Here is a 15,448-nt window from a genome sequence, read left to right as displayed (position 1 = left end):
GCGTTTACTGGCCGACGGTCAGGGTCTTGAGCATCAGCGCCTTGGCGGTGTTGAGCACCTCGACGTTGGCCTGGTAGGAGCGCGAGGCCGAGATCATGTTGACCATCTCCTCCACCGGGTTGACGTTGGGCATGGCCACATAACCCTCGGCATTGGCGGCCGGGTTCTTGGGGTCGTGCACCAGGCGAAACGGGGAGGCGTCCTCAACGACACGCGAGACGCGCACCCCGCCTATGGCGTCACCGGGCACGGGTGCGGTTTCAAACACCACCTGGCGCGCGCGGTAGGGCAGGCCGTCGGGGCCGGCCACGCTGTCGGCATTGGCCATATTGCTGGCCGCCACGTTCATGCGCTGGGACTGCGCCGTCAGGGCGGAACCGGCAATCGCGAAGATGCCGCTGGAGCTGTTGAAATCCGGCATGGGTGCAAACCTGGTTTGTGTGGGGTGTAAGGGGATTACTGGGCCGCCGCCAGCAGCGACTTGATCTTGGCGCCCAGCAAGGTCAGGTTGGCTTCGTAGCGCATGGCGTTGTCGGCGAAGTTGACGCGTTCCATGTCCATCTCCACCGTGTTGCCGTCTATGCTGGACTGCGCGGGCGTGCGGTAGAGCAGCTCGTCCGCGCCCGAGGCGCGCGCCTCGCCGGGCAGGTGGCGCGCCGATGTGGTCGACATGGTCATGGACATGGACTGGCGGCCGCGCTCCAGCGCGTCAGTGAGCCGGCTGCTGAAGTCGAAGTCGCGCGCCTTGTAGTGCGGCGTGTCCGCGTTCGCGATATTGGCCGACAGCACTTCCTGCCGCCGCGCCCTGAGGCTGAGCGCCTCCTGGTGGAAGCGCAGCGCTGAATCCAGTTTGTCCATCATTGCCTTTTCTCCGTGCTTGGGCACCGCGCCCGCGCAGTGCCGCCTTTGAAAAATTGTAGGAATTGCCTGCTTTTTTAATCAGCGGAACAGACGGTGTTTAGCCGGCCAATTCAGGCCTTGCCGGCGGCGCCGCAGGCTTTGTCGCAGCTACGCATTGCACTACCGGCGGACGTTTTTCAATCGGACGAACAGCAGGCCGATTGCTGCGCACTTCAGGCCTTGGCCGCGCCGGGGGCTGCCTAGAATTCCATTCATCCTCAAGGCCTGCCCATTGAATAAGTACCTCACGATGACCGCGTCCGGAACCCAGCGCTCACGGCTTGCACGCAGCCTCGCGCTGCTGCTCGCCGGCCTGGCCGTTTCCAGCCTGCCGGCGCGTGCCGCGGGACCGCAAGCCGCGCCGCTGGCCGGCAGCGCGCGCCCCGTGATAGAGCGCTTTTTGCAGGAGCAGGCTGCGGGCCTGCCCGGCCAGGTGTTGATCACGATAGACACGCCCCTGTCGGGCGCGCTGCCGCCCTGCGATGCCCTTGAGCCCTTCTTGCCGGGCGGCGCGCGGCTCTGGGGCCGCGTGTCGGTCGGCGTACGCTGCAACTCGGCCCAGCCCTGGACACGTTATGTGCCGGCCTATGTGGCCGTGCGCGGCAACTACTACGTCGCGGCCAGGCCCATCAGCGCCGGGCAAGTGCTCACTGCGGCCGATGCCACCGTCCGTGAAGGCGACCTCGCGGCCTTGCCGCGCGGCGTGGTCACGGACCCGGCGCAGTTTGACGGCGTGACCGCCCTGAACACCATTGCCTCCGGCGCGCCGCTCAGGCGCGAATCGCTGCGCGCCGCCATCGCGGTGCAGCAGGGCCAGGCCATACGCCTGCGTACCCGCGGCCCGGGTTTTACCGTCAGCACCGAAGGCAAGGCCATGAGCAGCGCCGCGGTGGGCGCCCTGGTCCAGGTCAGGACGGCCGGCGGCCAGCTGCTCAGCGGCATTGCCCTGGCGGACGGCACGGTGGAGCGGGTTCACTGAATTTTTAGGAATGAACCCTAAAGTTTTCATCCAGGCGGCCGTTAGAACGATCAGATCCCCCTGAGGAATACCCCATGAATATCCAGAAAACCTTCACATTCCTCAAGAATGTGGCCGACAGCGTGGCGCCCGCCGCCACCCGCGAGGGCCGGCCCGCATCGGCCGCGCCTGCCCCCACAGCCCTGGCGCGCCCGGTCTCGCCCGCGCCGCTGCTGTCCAGCCAGTCGGACTTCGACGCCGCGCGCGTGGCCCGCATCCGCGAAGAGATCAGCGCCGGCCGCTACCAGGTCAATACCACCAAGATCGCCGACGGCCTGCTGGCCACGGTGCGCGACCTGCTGGGCGAAGAGCCCCAAAAATGAGCAGCGCGCTGGCCGGACTGCTGCACCGCGAACATGCGGCGACAGGCTTGTTCCTGGAACTGCTGGGCCTGGAAGCCCAGGCCATGACCGAGGGGCTGTTCACCGAACTGCCCGGCCTGGCCGAACGCAAGTCCCAGCTGGCCGAACAGATCAGCGCCATCAGCCGCCAGCGCGAGGCGCTGCAGCAAGGCCTGGGTTACGGCCCCGGCCGCAGCGGCGCCGATGCCGCGGCCGCCGCGGGCGATGCCGTGCTCAAGACCGCCTGGCAACAGCTGCTGGCCCGCGCCGCCGAAGCCCAGGCCATGAACCACCGCAACGGCGTGATGGTCCACACCCACCTGGACTTCACACGCCAGACCCTGAATTTCCTCAAGGCCGGCGGCCAGCCGCTGTACGGGCCGGATGGGACGCACCAGTCGGGGGGCAGCGGGAATCGGCTGGGGGTTGGCTGACCCTCCCTCTGCTCCATCCCCCGCTGAGGGAGGGCCGGGGCTTGCTCCGGCGGGGCGCTCCCCTCTGACTCCTGCTGGCCGGGAGTGGCCCGGCGGCCAGTAACTTTGGCGAAACCCGCAAAGCGGGTTTTCTTTTGTTCGCCAAAAGGCGCGCTGCGCGCGCGGGGTTCGCTCACTTCGCGTAGCGAAGTTACGCGAACACCAAAGTCACCAAAGAAAAGGCGACCCTACTTGCTGCGTCCCTCCGCTTCGCTGCGGGCAACCTGCGGTGCTCGGTCCAGCCGGGGTCTCGCTAAACTCGCTACGCTGCGCTTCGCTCAAACAACGCGATCCCTGATCCGTCTGGCCCTGCGCTCCTCGGCGCATCCAGAAGGGATGGGGACAGGAATACCAAACAGCCGAATACTTGAAGAAACAAGGACTCGCCATGGCGAGTCCTTGTTTGTATTTGTCTTCTTTCCCCGTTCCCGATTGCCCCGTCCTGGCTGGGCCGAGGAGCGCAGAGACAAGCGGATCAGGGCCGGCGTTGTCTGAGCCGAAGGCGAGTTTAGCCGGACCCCGCTTGGCTCGAGCACCGCAGGTTGCCCCGGAGCGCAGCGCAGGGGACCCAGACTGCGGGTCGCCTTTTCTTTGCTTACGTTCTTTTGGCGAAGCAAAAGAAAGTAAGTCGCCCGCCGGGGCGAGACCCGGCCAGCAAGACTAAGAAGAGGAAGGAAGAGGAGGGTGAGGCAGGAGCGCGCCCGCCGGAGCAAGACCCGGCATTAAAACGTTTCCCAGCTGCCGCCGGCCATGGCCAGGTCGCCGCCTGCCGGTTTGCGAGGCGCGGCAATCGCCTCGCGCACTTGCGGCGGCTGTTTGGGCGCCGCGGGCCGAGCCACGCTGGCGCGCGGCTGCTGCGCAGCCGGCGCATGCCCGCCGCTCACCTTGAACACGCTGACCACCTGCGACAGGCTGCTGGCCTGCTCCTGCAAAGAGGACGCCGCGGCGGCCGCTTGTTCAACGAGTGCCGCGTTCTGCTGCGTGACCTGGTCCATCTGGGTGATCGCCTGGTTGATCTGCTCTATGCCTGAGGTCTGCTCCTGGCTGGCCGCGGTGATCTCGGCCATGATGTCGGTCACCCTCTTCACGCTGTCAACGATCTCGTCCATGGTCTTGCCGGCTTCGGCGACCTGCTTGCTGCCCTCTTCGACCTTGTCGACCGAGTCGCCTATCAGCGCCTTGATCTCCTTGGCGGCGCTGGCGCTGCGTTGCGCGAGGCTTCGGACCTCGGCCGCGACCACGGCAAAGCCCCTGCCCTGCTCGCCGGCACGGGCGGCTTCCACGGCGGCATTGAGCGCCAGGATATTGGTCTGGAAAGCAATCCCGTCAATCACGCCAATGATGTCGACGATTTTTCTGGACGATGCATTGATCGCCCCCATGGTTCCCACCACTTCGGCCACCACGCTGCCGCCCTTGACGGCCACACTGGATGCGGAGACCGCCAGCTGGTTGGCCTGGCGTGCGTTATCGGCATTCTGTTTGACGGTACTCGTCAGCTCTTCCATGGAAGCGGCGGTTTCTTCGAGGGAGCTGGCCTGCTGTTCGGTGCGTGATGACAAGTCATGGTTGCCGGCCGCGATCTGGCTCGAAGCCGTCGCAATCGTGTCCGTGCCGCTGCGCACATTGCCGACGATGCCGAGCAAGTTGTCCTGCATGGTCTTCAAGGCCTGCAGCAGTTCGGCGGCCTCGTCGCGGCCCGTGCTATGCACGGGCTGAGTCAGGTCGCCGTCGGCGATAAAACGCGCGCTGCGGGCCGCCTGGCGCAAAGGCCCGGTGATGGAGCGGGTCAGCACAAAGGCCGACGCCGCCCCCAGCAGCAAGGCCAGCACCGCACCCACGACCAGGATCAACCGGCCCTGGGCCGCGTTTTCTTCGGCGCGCACCAGCGCGGCGTCATACAGCGTTTGCTGCTGTTCCTCGAGTTTGTGGATGCTCTCGCTGTAGGCTTCTGCCAGCGGCTTGAGCTCACGCTCCAGCACGGCGGTGACGTCCTCACCGGCCTGCCGCCGCTTGAGCACGGCGGCACGCGGCGTGCGGTAGGCCTCGCGCGCGGCGTCTATGCTGGCCAGCAGTTTTTTGCCCTCTTCCGTCTGGACCAGCTCGACCAGGCGTTTGCGCGAGGCATTCGAGATTTCCGAGGTCTTGTCCATGTCGGCCTGCCACAGCGGGATGCGGCTGGTGTCGGCGTCCATGATGGAGGCACGGGTGCGTATCCAGTTCAGGTCTATGGTCTGGCGCCATTGCACCGCCATCTTGAGCTTTTCGTTGTCGATGGTGCCCAGCTGGTGGGTGGTCTCGGCCAGGCCCTGCAGGCGCCAGACGCCGGTGGCGGAAATCGCCGCCATGATAAAAAGAAGCAGGCCGAAAGCCAGCGCCAGGCGGCTGCCGACCTTGATGTTGTTGAGTGACATGGGTGCGAACTTTCAGGGTTTGAAGGGCTTAAAGCGTGGCGCGCTCTATCAGCGCCATGTCGCTGCTGGACATGAGCTTGTCGATGTCGACCAGGATCAGCATGCGGTCGTCCAGCGTGCCCAGGCCTATCAGGTATTCGGTGTCCAGCAGCGCGCCCATCTCCGGCGCGGGCCTGACCTGGTCGGCGTCCAGCGTGATCACGTCCGAGACGCTGTCCACCACCATGCCCATCACGCGGCTGGCGATGTTCAGGATGATCACCACGGTGAACTGGTCATAGCTGGGCTTTCCCAGATTGAACTTGATGCGCATGTCCACGATCGGCACGATGATGCCGCGCAGGTTGACCACACCCTTGATGTGCTCGGGCGCATTCGCGATGCGCGTCACCGTGTCGTAGCCGCGCAGCTCCTGCACTTTCTGGATGTCCACGCCGTACTCTTCCTGGCCCAGCCTGAAGGCCAGGAATTCGAGGGCCTTGCCGGCCGCCGCGGAGCTGTTGTTTGTCTCGTGCATACGCACTCCTTTAGAAATCAATGGCTGTCTGTGCTTATCGGCCGGCTGCGATGAAAACTTAAGGGCTACTCACCGGGCCTTGCAGCTTAAAAAGTTTCCCAGCTGCCGCCGCCAGCCACGGCCAGCTCGCCACTGGCGGGCGCGGCCTTGCGCGAGGCCGCAATCGCCTGGCGCGCTTGGGGCGGCTGTTTGGGTGTGGCGGCCGGCCTGCTGGCGACCGGGCGGCGCGCCGGAGTGACGTGCCCGCCCTCGACCTTGAACACGCTGACCGCTTGCGACAGGCCGCTGGCCTGCTCTTGCAAGGAAGACGCCGCGGCGGCCGCCTGCTCGACCAGGGCCGCATTCTGCTGCGTGACCTGGTCCATCTGGGTGATCGCCTGGTTGATCTGTTCGATGCCGGAGGTTTGTTCCTGGCTGGCGGCCGTGATCTCGGCCATGATATCGGTCACCCTCTTCACGCTGTCAACGATCTCGTCCATGGTCTTCCCGGCTTCGGCCACCTGGCTGCTGCCCTCCTCGACCTTGCTCACCGAATCATCGATCAGGGTCTTGATTTCCTTGGCCGCTGCCGCGCTGCGCTGGGCCAGGTTGCGCACCTCGGCGGCCACGACCGCAAAGCCCCGGCCCTGCTCGCCGGCACGCGCCGCCTCCACGGCCGCATTGAGCGCCAGGATATTGGTCTGGAAAGCAATGCCGTCAATCACACCAATGATGTCGACGATTTTTCTGGAAGAGGCGTTGATCGCGCCCATGGTGCCTACGACCTCAGCGACCACCGTGCCGCCCTTGACGGCAACACTCGAAGCAGAGACCGCCAGCTGGTTGGCCTGGCGTGCGTTGTCGGCATTCTGTTTGACGGTGGAAGTCAGCTCTTCCATCGAAGCCGCCGTCTCTTCCAGTGAGCTCGCCTGCTGTTCGGTGCGCGACGACAAATCATGGTTGCCGGCTGCGATCTCGCTGCTGGCCGTCGCAATCGTGTCGGTGCCGCTGCGCACATTGCCGACTATGCCCACCAGGGCATCATTCATGTCCTTGAGCGCCTGCATCAGCTGGCCGGTCTCGTCCTTGCTTTCGACCTCAATCCGGCTGGTCAGGTCGCCGGCGGCCACCGCGCGCGCCACCTGCACCGCATGCGACAGCGGCCGGGTGATGCTGCGCACCAGCAGCCAGGCCAGCAGGGCGCCCAGGCCCAGCGAGACCACGCTGCAGACCACCAGCAGCAGGCTGATCCTGGCGCGCAATGCCTCGCCGCGCTGCGCCGCGTCGTCCAGCAGTTCGCGTTCGGTGTCCACCATCTTCTGCACGCCGGCCAGGTAGTCGCGCGAGGTGGGTTCAAAACGTTCGTTGAAGATGCGGTTCGCGCCCTCCATGTCGCCCGCCTGCTTGGCCTTGCTGACGTCCTCGCGCGCGGCCAGGTAAACCTTGCGCAGCTCGCCGACCTTGTCGAAGAGCTGTTTTTTCTCGGGCGTGTCCATTTGCTGCTCGAGGAATTTCTGCAGCTCGTTGGTGTTTTTGATCGAGGTTGCCGATGCCGGCGCGAAATACGCAACCAGGCCGACATCGCTGCTCTTGGCGATGGCCGCGGCGCGCTGTATGCCCGCGGTGGTGTGGCGCAGCCAGTCGGAGCCGGCCCGCTCGGTCTTGATGTTCTTCTCGACCATGGCCTTGATTTCCTCGCCCAGCTGGCTGAGCTTGAGGACGGCCAGCACGCTGCTGGTCACAAACAGCGCAAGAATAAGGCCGACCACGACGGCCAGGCGCTTGCCGATGGAGAGATTGCCTAAAAACATGATGGGAACTCCAAAAACAAAAAGGGGTGGCCGCTCAGGATGCGGCGGCGTTGATCAGGGCCATGTCGCTGCTGGACATCAGCTTGTCGATGTCGACCAGGATCAGCATGCGGTCGTCCAGCGTGCCCAGGCCTATCAGGTATTCGGTGTCCAGCAGCGCGCCCATCTCCGGCGCGGGCCTGACCTGGTCGGCGTCCAGCGTGATCACGTCCGAGACGCTGTCCACCACCATGCCCATCACGCGGCTGGCGATGTTCAGGATGATCACCACGGTGAACTGGTCATAGCTGGGCGTTCCCAGATTGAACTTGATGCGCATGTCCACAATCGGCACGATGATGCCGCGCAGGTTGACCACGCCCTTGATGTGCTCGGGCGCATTCGCGATGCGCGTCACCGTGTCGTAGCCGCGCAGCTCCTGCACCTTCTGGATGTCCACGCCGTACTCTTCATGGCCCAGCCTGAAGGCCAGGAATTCGAGGGCCTTGCCGGCGGATGCGGGGCTGTTGTGTGTCTCGTGCATACGCACTCCTTTGGAATCAATGGACATCTGTCTCTACCGTGTATCTATCGTGTATCTATCGGCCGGCCTGATGAAAACTCAAGAGCTACTCACCAGGCCGCCCTGGCGTTTGGATGAATTCATCTCCGCGGATGGCATGGCCTTCGCGGCCCGGGGCCGTGCGGCCGCGGCCGGCTTGCGCGGCGCCTCCTGCAGGCCCAGCGCGTCGGCCAGGCCGGCGCGCAGCCGGCTGATGGCCTGGCTGTGCAGCTGGCAGACGCGCGACTGGGTCACGTCCAGCACCGCGCCAATCTCGCGCAGGTTCAGCTCTTCTTCGTAATAAAGGCTGAGCAGCAGCTGCTCGCGCTCGGGCAGCTGGCCTATGGCGGCGATCAGCTGGCGCCGGAAGTCGCCCTGCAGCAGCTGCGTGAGCGGCTCGTCGGCCAGCACCTTGTCACCGTGGTCCTGGCGGTCCAGGAAGCTGCTCTCGCCGGCCTCGCCGTCACCGCGCTCAAAATCTTCGTAGTAGACAAGCTGGCAGCCGTGTATCTCGTGCAGCAGCTGCTGGTAGGCCGCCAGCGGCAGCTCCATGGCCTGGGCGATCTCGCTTTCAGTGGGCACGCGGCCCAGCTTTTGCTCCTGCGCGCGCACCGCCATGGACACGCTGCGCGAAGACCTGCGCAGGCCGCGCGACACCCAGTCGTTGGCGCGCAGCTCGTCGAGCATGGCGCCGCGTATGCGCTGGCTCGCGTAGGTCTCGAACTTCGCGCCCTGGTCGTCCTGGTATTTTTCGGCGGCGTCCAGCAAGCCCATCATGCCGACCTGTATCAGGTCGTCCAGCTCCACGCTGGCCGGCAGCCTGGCGATCAGCTGCAGCGCCAGCCTGCGCACCAGCGGCGCGTGCTGCGCCAGCAGCTCCGACGGGGCGGACTGGGCCATCTTTCCCTGGGGGGTGTACATGGAAGGATTCCTCCTGCTTCTTGAACGGTCGGGGATCAGGCGGCGGCCGCGTGCAGGCTGTGCACGCGCGGCGCGCTGTCTGCTTCGGCGGCGGGCTGCACCGGCCAGCGCAGCAGCGCCGAGGCCAGCCGGTAAAAATCCGCCGCGGCCGGGCTGCCCGGAAAGGCCTCGACCACGCTGAGGTTGAGCCCGCTCGCCTCGGCGAGCTGCGGGTCGGCGCTGATGCAGCCGGCCGGCTCCAGCGCCAGGCCCAGGTAGCGGCTCGCGGCCCCGGCCAGGTTGGCCAGGATGCGCTGCGCTTCGGCCTCGTCGGCCGCGTGGTTGACCAGCACACGCACGCGCCGCAGCCCATGGGCCTGTTGCAGCCGCTTGATGCAGGCGTAGGCGGCGGTGATGGCCTGGGCCTCCGGCCGCAGCAGCACCACCATCTCGTCGGCCCGGGCCGCGAGCGGCGACAAGGTGCCCTCTTCGCCCAGCACCGCGTCCAGCAGCACCAGCCGGCCGCGGCGCCGCGACGGCCCCGAAGGCGCATTGCCGCGCTCATCGACCAGGCGCACGTCCTGGCCCAGGCGCGCCAGTGCCGCCGCGAGATTCAGCGTGACGCTGCTCACACCCGCGGCCGGCGCGCCGGCGACAAAGGCCAGCAGCCGGCCCGGGCTGTTCGCCATGAGGCGCCTGAGCCCGTCGGCCTGGTCGCTGCCCGGTGTTTTCATGGGTCCGTCCTCAGCCGCGCGCGGCGGGCATGTGTGCCGGCAAGGGCGAGTCCACGCCCTCGGTCTCCAGCGCGTCCAGCAGCACCAGCAGCTTGCCCAGGCCTTCGAGCAGCACGGCGGCCGGCACGGGCCGGCCCGCTTTGGGCGCGCGCCCGGCCAGCTGCGCGAGCGCAGCGCGTGCCGTCTCGGCCCAGCCGTCCTGCAGGCCCTGCAGCAAAAACACCGTGGCGCAGGCCTGGCCGGCAATCAGCCGGCGCGCAGGCACGGCCGCCGCGTCGAGCTGGCCAATGCCCTGCCCGAGCAGCTTGAAATACGGTTCGGCGGCGCTGCGCCAGGCCGGCCACTGCGCCATGCGCTGCGCCGGCACCCGCACGGCTTCGCCGGCCAGCACATAGCTGTGGGCCAGCAGCTTGCCGCTCTGGGCATCGACCATGCGCCTGACCACGCAGCGCAGCACCGGCAGGGGCGGCTGTGTGCCCGGCGCCATCTCACCCAGCCCGGGCCGCAGGCTGATGCGCGCCTCGGCCACCGACATCAGCGCCGCCTTCTTGCGGTAGACCACAGGCTGGGCCGTGCCGAAGTCCAGGCCCGCGGCCAGCTTGCCCAGCGTGCCGCGCGCGCCGGTGTCCGCATCGACCATGCGCATCGCCGAGCTGCCGGCCGCCGCCCAGGCGCGGCCGTCTTTTTGCCACTGGCGGATCAAGCCGGCCTCGGGCACTTGCGCGAACAAATGGACCACCGTCTTGCCCAGCGCAGGCTGCAGTGCCCACCCTGCCGGCCGTGCCGGGTCCGCGTGGCCTTGCAGCGGCGCCGCAAACACCTGGCCCGTGCGGTCCGACAGCAGCAAGGTAGCACCCAGCCCCTGCGCCGCTTCGCTGCCGCGCGCTTCACCGGACACGGCCAGCACATGGCCGTCGCACAGCGCGGCGCTGTCCTCCACGGCCCGGGACAACAGCGCCCGCGACACGTCCTGCGCGTCACCGGCATCCGCGGGGCCGGAAAGCTGGCGCCACAGCGCGCGCGTTTCCTCAAACCCTATGCCGCCCTGCGACAACGCGGCCGCGTTGGCGGCCAGCTCCTGCGCGTTGTGCGTCAGGGCATTGATCAGTTGCCGGCATTGCGCGCGCAGGCGCTCGCTGGCGGCTTGCGCCTCTTGGTCAGCGGCCGCGGGTTTGTCCTCCAGCCCGGACTCGCCGGGTACAAACAGCGCGCTGCGGCTTTTCGCCTGGAACACGCTGTCGACCAGGGCGCGGCCGTCGGCCGGCGCCAGGTGCTCGGGCACCTGCTGGCCGCTGGAGATGTAATGCACCGGCAGCTGGTGGCGTATCGCCATGTCGATCAGCGCGCCCGGGTGCGTGGCCTCGTCGACCTTGGTGAAGATGCAGCCGGCCAGGTCCCATTCGCTATCGGTGCCGCCGGCCTTCTCGCCATGGCGGTAGGCCTGCACCACTTCGTTCAGCGTGTCGCCGTGGCTGGAGGCATTGAGCAGCAGCAGGCGCTTGACCGGCCGGCTCGCGCCGCTGAGCATGGCGATCTGGCCGGCGACCGCACGGTCGCGCTGGCTCATGCCCACGGTGTCTATCAGCACCATGTGTTTGTCGCGCAGGCCGGCCAGCACCCGGTCCAGGTCGGCCGCGTCTTTGACCGCATGCACCGACACGCCCAGGATCTGGCCGTAAATGCGCAACTGCTCGTAAGCGCCTATGCGGTAGCTGTCGGTGGTGACCAGGGCCAGCTTGTCGGCACCAAAGCGCATCACGCAGCGCGCCGCGAGCTTGGCCGTGGTGGTGGTCTTGCCCACGCCGGTCGGGCCCATCAGCGCATAGACGCCGCCCTCGTCCAGCAGCGCGCCTTCGTCTTCGAGCAGCGGCATGCGGCGCGCGAGCTCGGCCTTCGCATAGTCCATGCCCTGCGCATGGCCCTGGCCCGTGGGCAGGTCCTGCAGGATGTCCTTGGCCAGGCGCGCGCTGAAACCCGCGCCCAGCAGGGTGCGCAGCAGATGGCCGCGCACCGGGTCGCGCCGCTGCTTGTCGTTCCAGGCCATGCCGGCAAGCTGCTCTTCAATCATGCCGCGCATGGAATGAATTTCGCGCAGCACGGCGTCGCTTTCGGCCGGCGGGCTCATGGGGGCGACGGGTATGGCCAGCGCCGGCGCAGGCGCGGCGGCGAACTCTTCCAGCGCCGCGAGCACCTCCACGCCTTCGGCCGTCACGCGGTTGGACAGCACCACGGCATCGGGGCCCAGTTTTTCGCGCACCAGGCGCAAGGCCTCGCGGCTCGAAGGCGCGACGACCCGGCAGGTCTCGCCGATGTTGCTGCTGCGGGTGTTCACGTCGTGGCTCCAATCGTGGCGGTCACCTGGATGGTGCGGGTGTCGGGTATCTCAGCGTGCGACAGCACCTTGAGCTGCGGCAGGCTGCGGCGCAGGAAGCGCGCCAGCAGCACGCGCAGCGGGTGCTGCACCACCAGCACCGGCGCCAGGCCCAGCCCGGCCTGGCGGTCCATGGCCTGCTGGGCTTCGCGCAGCAGCCTGTCGGCCAGGCCCGGCTCCAGGCCGGCGCTGTTGGCCAGGGCCTGCAGCAGCACACGGTCCAGCGCGCTGTCCAGGCCTATCACCTGCAGGGCTTCGTTGCCCGGGAAAATCTGCTGCACGATGGCGCGCGACAGCGCCAGCCGTATCAGCGAGCTCAGTTCGGTGGTGTCGCTGACCGTGGGCGCGTGCTCGGCCAGCACGTCGAGGATGGTGCGCATGTCGCGTATCGGCACGTTTTCCTCAAGCAGGTTCTGCAGCACTTTCTGCAGCGTGGTGAGCGACAGCGTCTTGGGCACCAGGTCCTGCACCAGCATGGGCGACTCCTTGCCTATGCGGTCCAGCAGCTGCTGCACTTCCTGGCGGCCCAGCAGCTCGGCCGCGTGCGCGTGGATCAAATGGTTGAGGTGCGTGGCCACCACGGTGCTGGCGTCGACCACGGTGTAGCCGTAGATCTGCGCCTGCTCGCGCAGGCCGCTGTCTATCCAGGTCGCGGGCAGGCCGAAGGCCGGGTCCCTGGTCTGCGTGCCCGGCAGGGGGGCGCTGACCTGGCCCGGGTTGATGGCCATCCACTGGCCGGGGAAGGCCTCGCCCTCGCCGATCTGCACGCCCTTGAGCTTGAGCACATAGGCGTTGGGCTTGATCTCCAGGTTGTCGCGGATATGGACCACGGGCACCAGGAAACCGATGTCCTGCGCGAACTTCTTGCGTATGCTTTTGATGCGGCCCAGCAGCTCGCCGTTCTGGCTTTTGTCCACCAGCGAGATCAGCCGGTAGCCGACCTCCAGCCCCAGCGGGTCCACCAGGGCCACGTCGTCCCAGCTGGCCTCCTGCGATTCGGCCGGGGCCGGCGGCGGCGGGGCTTCCGCCGCGGCGGCCGCGCCCACGGCACCGCGCTGCAAGATGCGCCGGCCCAGCCAGACCAGGCCGCCCGCGATGATCAGAAACGCGATATTGGGCATGCCGGGGATCAAGCCCATCAGGCCTATGACGCCCGCCGTCAGGAACAGCACCTGCGGATTCGCGAACAGCTGGCCCGTGAGCTGGCCGCCCACATCCTCGTCGGTGGTGACGCGCGAGACGATGACACCGGCCGCGGTGGAAATCACCAGCGCCGGGATCTGCGCGACCAGGCCGTCGCCGATGGCCAGCAAGGTGTAGCTCGTGGCCGCCTGCGAAAAATCCAGTCCGTGCTGGGCCATGCCCACGATCAGCCCGCCGATGATGTTGATCACCAGGATCAGCAAGCCGGCCACCGCGTCGCCGCGCACAAACTTGCTGGCACCGTCCATGGAGCCGTAAAAATCCGCCTCCTGCGCCACTTCGGCGCGGCGCTTGCGCGCCACGTCCTCGCCGATCAGGCCGGCGTTGAGGTCGGCGTCTATCGCCATCTGCTTGCCCGGCATGGCGTCCAGCGTGAAGCGCGCGCCCACCTCGGCGATGCGGCCCGCGCCCTTGGTGATGACCATGAAGTTGATCACCACCAGGATGATGAAGACCATCACGCCGACCGCGAAGTTGCCGCCCACCAGGAAGTGGCCGAAAGCCTCGATCACCTTGCCGGCCGCGTCGGGCCCGGTGTGGCCTTCCATCAGCACCACGCGCGTGGAGGCGACGTTGAGCGACAGGCGCAGCAGCGTGGTGAACAGCAGCACGGCCGGGAAGGCCGCGAAGTCCAGCGCCTTCATGGTGTACATGCTGACCAGCAGCACCATGATGGACAGCGCGATGTTGAAGGTGAACAGCAGGTCCAGCAAAAACGGCGGCAGCGGCAGCACCATCATGCTGAGGATCAGGATGATCAGCACCGGGCCGGCCAGGCCCTTGCCTTTGCCGCCGGCCATCATCTGGCGTGGCAGGCGCATCAGGTCGTCAACCAGCGTCATGCGGCGGCTCCGGCCGGGGCAAGGGAGGCAAGCGGATCGAGCGACTCAGGCACCGGCAGGTCGCGCGGCGCGCGCGGCGGCGCCACGCCGCCCTCGGCCGCGCGCCGCAGCTGGTAGGCCCAGGCCAGCACCTCGGCCACGGCCGAATACAGCGCCGCCGGGATTTCATCGCCGAGCTTGGTATGGCGGTAGAGCGCGCGCGTCAGCGGCGGCGCTTCCAGCACCGGTATCTTGTGCTCTTCGGCCATGGCGCGTATGCGCAGGGCCACCAGGTCGGTGCCCTTGGCGATCACGCGCGGCGCGCGCATGTCCTGGTCCAGGTATTGAAGGGCAACGGCGAAGTGCGTGGGGTTGGTGACGATGATGTCGGCCTTGGGCACCTCGGCCATCATGCGGCGCTTGGCCATCTGTTGCTGCTGCCGGCGTATCTGCGCCTTGATGTGCGGGTCGCCCTCGCTTTCCTTGTTCTCCTGGCGCAGGTCCTCGCGCGACATGCGCAGCTTGCGCGCGTGGCTCCAGAGCTGGTAGGGCACGTCGATGCCGGCCACCAGCAGCAGCGAGGCGATGATCAGCGCGCAACTGCTGACGACCAGGCGCAGGGTGTGCGGCAGCGCGGCATGCGCGGGCTCGCGCATCAGGCCCATGATGGCGCCCAGGTCGTCCGCGATCACCCACCAGGCGACGCCGCCCACCAGCGCCGACTTGAGCAGGGTCTTGACGAGTTCGGCCAGCGACTCGACCGAGAACATGCGGCCTATGCCGGCAACCGGGTTGAGCTTGGAAAAATTCGGCGCCAGCGACTGGGCCGACAGCAGCCAGCCGCCCAGCAGCATGGGCGCGACCAGCGCGGCCACCAGCAGCATCAGCAGCACCGGCAGCAAGGCCTGCATGGCGTGCAGCACGGCCGTGCCGGCCTGGTTCATCATGTGCGAGGCGTCAAAGGCCGAGGCGCGCTCGAACTGCAGGCCGCCGCGCAGCGCGCTGTTGAAATGCCCACCCATCATCTCGCCCAGCATCCACAGCCCGCCCACGCCCGTGGTGAGCATGACAAAGGTGACCAGCTCGCGCGACCGCGCCACCTGGCCTTCTTCGCGCGCCTTTTCCAGGCGGCGCGGCGAGGCCGGTTCGGTCTTTTCGAGCTCACTTTCTTCCGCCATCAATACTCCGCAGAGCGAGGCACAGGAGGCACCTCGTCATCAGAATTATTGGAGTGGAGAGCTGAAACCGATCTGCGAAACAGGCCCTGTATCGGGCTGTTCTTCAGGCAATAAGGGGGTGGTGTGTGCGGGGAAAGGCGGGGGTGCTTTGGGGCCGCCGGCCCCCACCCCTGCCCTCCCCCAGCGGGGGAGGGAGCTGTACTTGCTCCTTCCCCCTCTGGGGGAAGGTTGGGATGGGGGCCAGCGC

The 15,448-nt window shown here is 67.4% G+C and carries 14 protein-coding genes; 3 read left to right on the top strand and 11 right to left on the bottom strand.

Features of this window, described 5'->3' with window-relative positions:
• Positions 1-4: 4 nt before the first annotated feature.
• Both flgC and flgB read right to left on the bottom strand, forming a co-directional pair.
• Positions 5-421, bottom strand: a complete 417-nt coding sequence (gene flgC / locus AC1D09_RS21580; RefSeq protein WP_477660914.1) for a flagellar basal body rod protein FlgC — start codon at positions 419-421, stop codon at positions 5-7.
• A 35-nt stretch (positions 422-456) separates the two neighbouring features.
• Positions 457-861, bottom strand: a complete 405-nt coding sequence (gene flgB, locus AC1D09_RS21575; protein WP_477660913.1) for a flagellar basal body rod protein FlgB — start codon at positions 859-861, stop codon at positions 457-459.
• A gap of 289 nt (positions 862-1,150) precedes the next feature.
• Here flgB and flgA point away from each other — a divergent pair, with 289 nt between their 5' ends.
• From flgA to AC1D09_RS21560, 3 genes are all read left to right on the top strand, one after another.
• The gene (gene flgA / locus AC1D09_RS21570) at positions 1,151-1,879 is read left to right on the top strand and encodes a flagellar basal body P-ring formation chaperone FlgA (RefSeq protein ID WP_477660912.1); all 729 of its coding nucleotides are present in this window, start codon (positions 1,151-1,153) and stop codon (positions 1,877-1,879) included.
• A gap of 74 nt (positions 1,880-1,953) precedes the next feature.
• Entirely contained in the window at positions 1,954-2,241 is a 288-nt protein-coding gene (gene flgM, locus AC1D09_RS21565) for a flagellar biosynthesis anti-sigma factor FlgM (protein ID WP_477660911.1), read from the top strand.
• Positions 2,238-2,693: a flagella synthesis protein FlgN gene (locus tag AC1D09_RS21560; RefSeq protein ID WP_477660910.1), complete on the top strand. Its 456-nt coding sequence runs from the start codon at positions 2,238-2,240 to the stop codon at positions 2,691-2,693. Before flgM ends, AC1D09_RS21560 begins: the two co-directional genes overlap by 4 nt.
• A 761-nt stretch (positions 2,694-3,454) precedes the next feature.
• Here the strand turns inward: AC1D09_RS21560 and AC1D09_RS21555 are convergent.
• The 9 genes from AC1D09_RS21555 to flhB form a co-directional block, all read right to left on the bottom strand.
• The gene (locus AC1D09_RS21555) at positions 3,455-5,146 is read right to left on the bottom strand and encodes a methyl-accepting chemotaxis protein (protein ID WP_477664885.1); all 1,692 of its coding nucleotides are present in this window, start codon (positions 5,144-5,146) and stop codon (positions 3,455-3,457) included.
• A gap of 28 nt (positions 5,147-5,174) precedes the next feature.
• Complete coding sequence (locus AC1D09_RS21550) at positions 5,175-5,663, bottom strand: chemotaxis protein CheW (RefSeq protein ID WP_477664884.1); 489 nt, start codon at positions 5,661-5,663, stop codon at positions 5,175-5,177.
• A gap of 86 nt (positions 5,664-5,749) precedes the next feature.
• Positions 5,750-7,453: a methyl-accepting chemotaxis protein gene (locus tag AC1D09_RS21545; protein ID WP_477664883.1), complete on the bottom strand. Its 1,704-nt coding sequence runs from the start codon at positions 7,451-7,453 to the stop codon at positions 5,750-5,752.
• Positions 7,454-7,487: 34 nt separating this feature from the next.
• Positions 7,488-7,976 carry a chemotaxis protein CheW gene (locus AC1D09_RS21540; protein ID WP_477701222.1) on the bottom strand — a complete coding sequence of 163 codons (489 nt, stop codon included), beginning with the start codon at positions 7,974-7,976 and terminating at the stop codon, positions 7,488-7,490.
• 78 nt (positions 7,977-8,054) lie between these two features.
• A complete protein-coding gene (locus AC1D09_RS21535; protein WP_477664852.1) occupies positions 8,055-8,915 on the bottom strand; it encodes an RNA polymerase sigma factor FliA in 861 nt (286 codons plus the stop codon).
• Between the two features lie 35 nt (positions 8,916-8,950).
• On the bottom strand, positions 8,951-9,628 hold the full coding sequence (locus AC1D09_RS21530) for a MinD/ParA family ATP-binding protein (RefSeq protein ID WP_477664853.1): 678 nt from the start codon (positions 9,626-9,628) through the stop codon (positions 8,951-8,953).
• 10 nt (positions 9,629-9,638) lie between these two features.
• Positions 9,639-11,960 carry a flagellar biosynthesis protein FlhF gene (flhF, locus tag AC1D09_RS21525; RefSeq protein WP_477664854.1) on the bottom strand — a complete coding sequence of 774 codons (2,322 nt, stop codon included), beginning with the start codon at positions 11,958-11,960 and terminating at the stop codon, positions 9,639-9,641.
• Positions 11,957-14,023, bottom strand: coding sequence for a flagellar biosynthesis protein FlhA (gene flhA, locus AC1D09_RS21520; protein ID WP_477664856.1), 2,067 nt, complete (start codon positions 14,021-14,023; stop codon positions 11,957-11,959). The genes flhF and flhA overlap by 4 nt, the downstream gene beginning before the upstream one ends.
• 17 nt (positions 14,024-14,040) lie before the next feature.
• A complete protein-coding gene (gene flhB / locus AC1D09_RS21515; protein ID WP_477664855.1) occupies positions 14,041-15,201 on the bottom strand; it encodes a flagellar biosynthesis protein FlhB in 1,161 nt (386 codons plus the stop codon).
• Between the last annotated feature and the right edge of the window lie 247 nt (positions 15,202-15,448).

It is taken from the genome of Polaromonas sp. P1_A2 (genome assembly GCF_056406895.1).
Note: the sequence above shows the minus strand (reverse complement) of the source record. Positions and strands in the feature narration are given on the sequence as shown.

Coding starts and splice junctions, on each gene's coding strand:
- AC1D09_RS21555 (WP_477664885.1), bottom strand. CDS start 5,146: ATGTCACTCAACAACATCAAGGTCGGCAGCCGCCTGGCGCTGGCTTTC.
- flgA (WP_477660912.1), top strand. CDS start 1,151: ATGACCGCGTCCGGAACCCAGCGCTCACGGCTTGCACGCAGCCTCGCG.
- flgC (WP_477660914.1), bottom strand. CDS start 421: ATGCCGGATTTCAACAGCTCCAGCGGCATCTTCGCGATTGCCGGTTCC.
- flgM (WP_477660911.1), top strand. CDS start 1,954: ATGAATATCCAGAAAACCTTCACATTCCTCAAGAATGTGGCCGACAGC.
- flhB (WP_477664855.1), bottom strand. CDS start 15,201: ATGGCGGAAGAAAGTGAGCTCGAAAAGACCGAACCGGCCTCGCCGCGC.
- AC1D09_RS21560 (WP_477660910.1), top strand. CDS start 2,238: ATGAGCAGCGCGCTGGCCGGACTGCTGCACCGCGAACATGCGGCGACA.
- AC1D09_RS21530 (WP_477664853.1), bottom strand. CDS start 9,628: ATGAAAACACCGGGCAGCGACCAGGCCGACGGGCTCAGGCGCCTCATG.
- AC1D09_RS21540 (WP_477701222.1), bottom strand. CDS start 7,976: ATGCACGAGACACACAACAGCCCCGCATCCGCCGGCAAGGCCCTCGAA.
- AC1D09_RS21535 (WP_477664852.1), bottom strand. CDS start 8,915: ATGTACACCCCCCAGGGAAAGATGGCCCAGTCCGCCCCGTCGGAGCTG.
- flgB (WP_477660913.1), bottom strand. CDS start 861: ATGATGGACAAACTGGATTCAGCGCTGCGCTTCCACCAGGAGGCGCTC.
- AC1D09_RS21550 (WP_477664884.1), bottom strand. CDS start 5,663: ATGCACGAGACAAACAACAGCTCCGCGGCGGCCGGCAAGGCCCTCGAA.
- AC1D09_RS21545 (WP_477664883.1), bottom strand. CDS start 7,453: ATGTTTTTAGGCAATCTCTCCATCGGCAAGCGCCTGGCCGTCGTGGTC.
- flhA (WP_477664856.1), bottom strand. CDS start 14,023: ATGCGCCTGCCACGCCAGATGATGGCCGGCGGCAAAGGCAAGGGCCTG.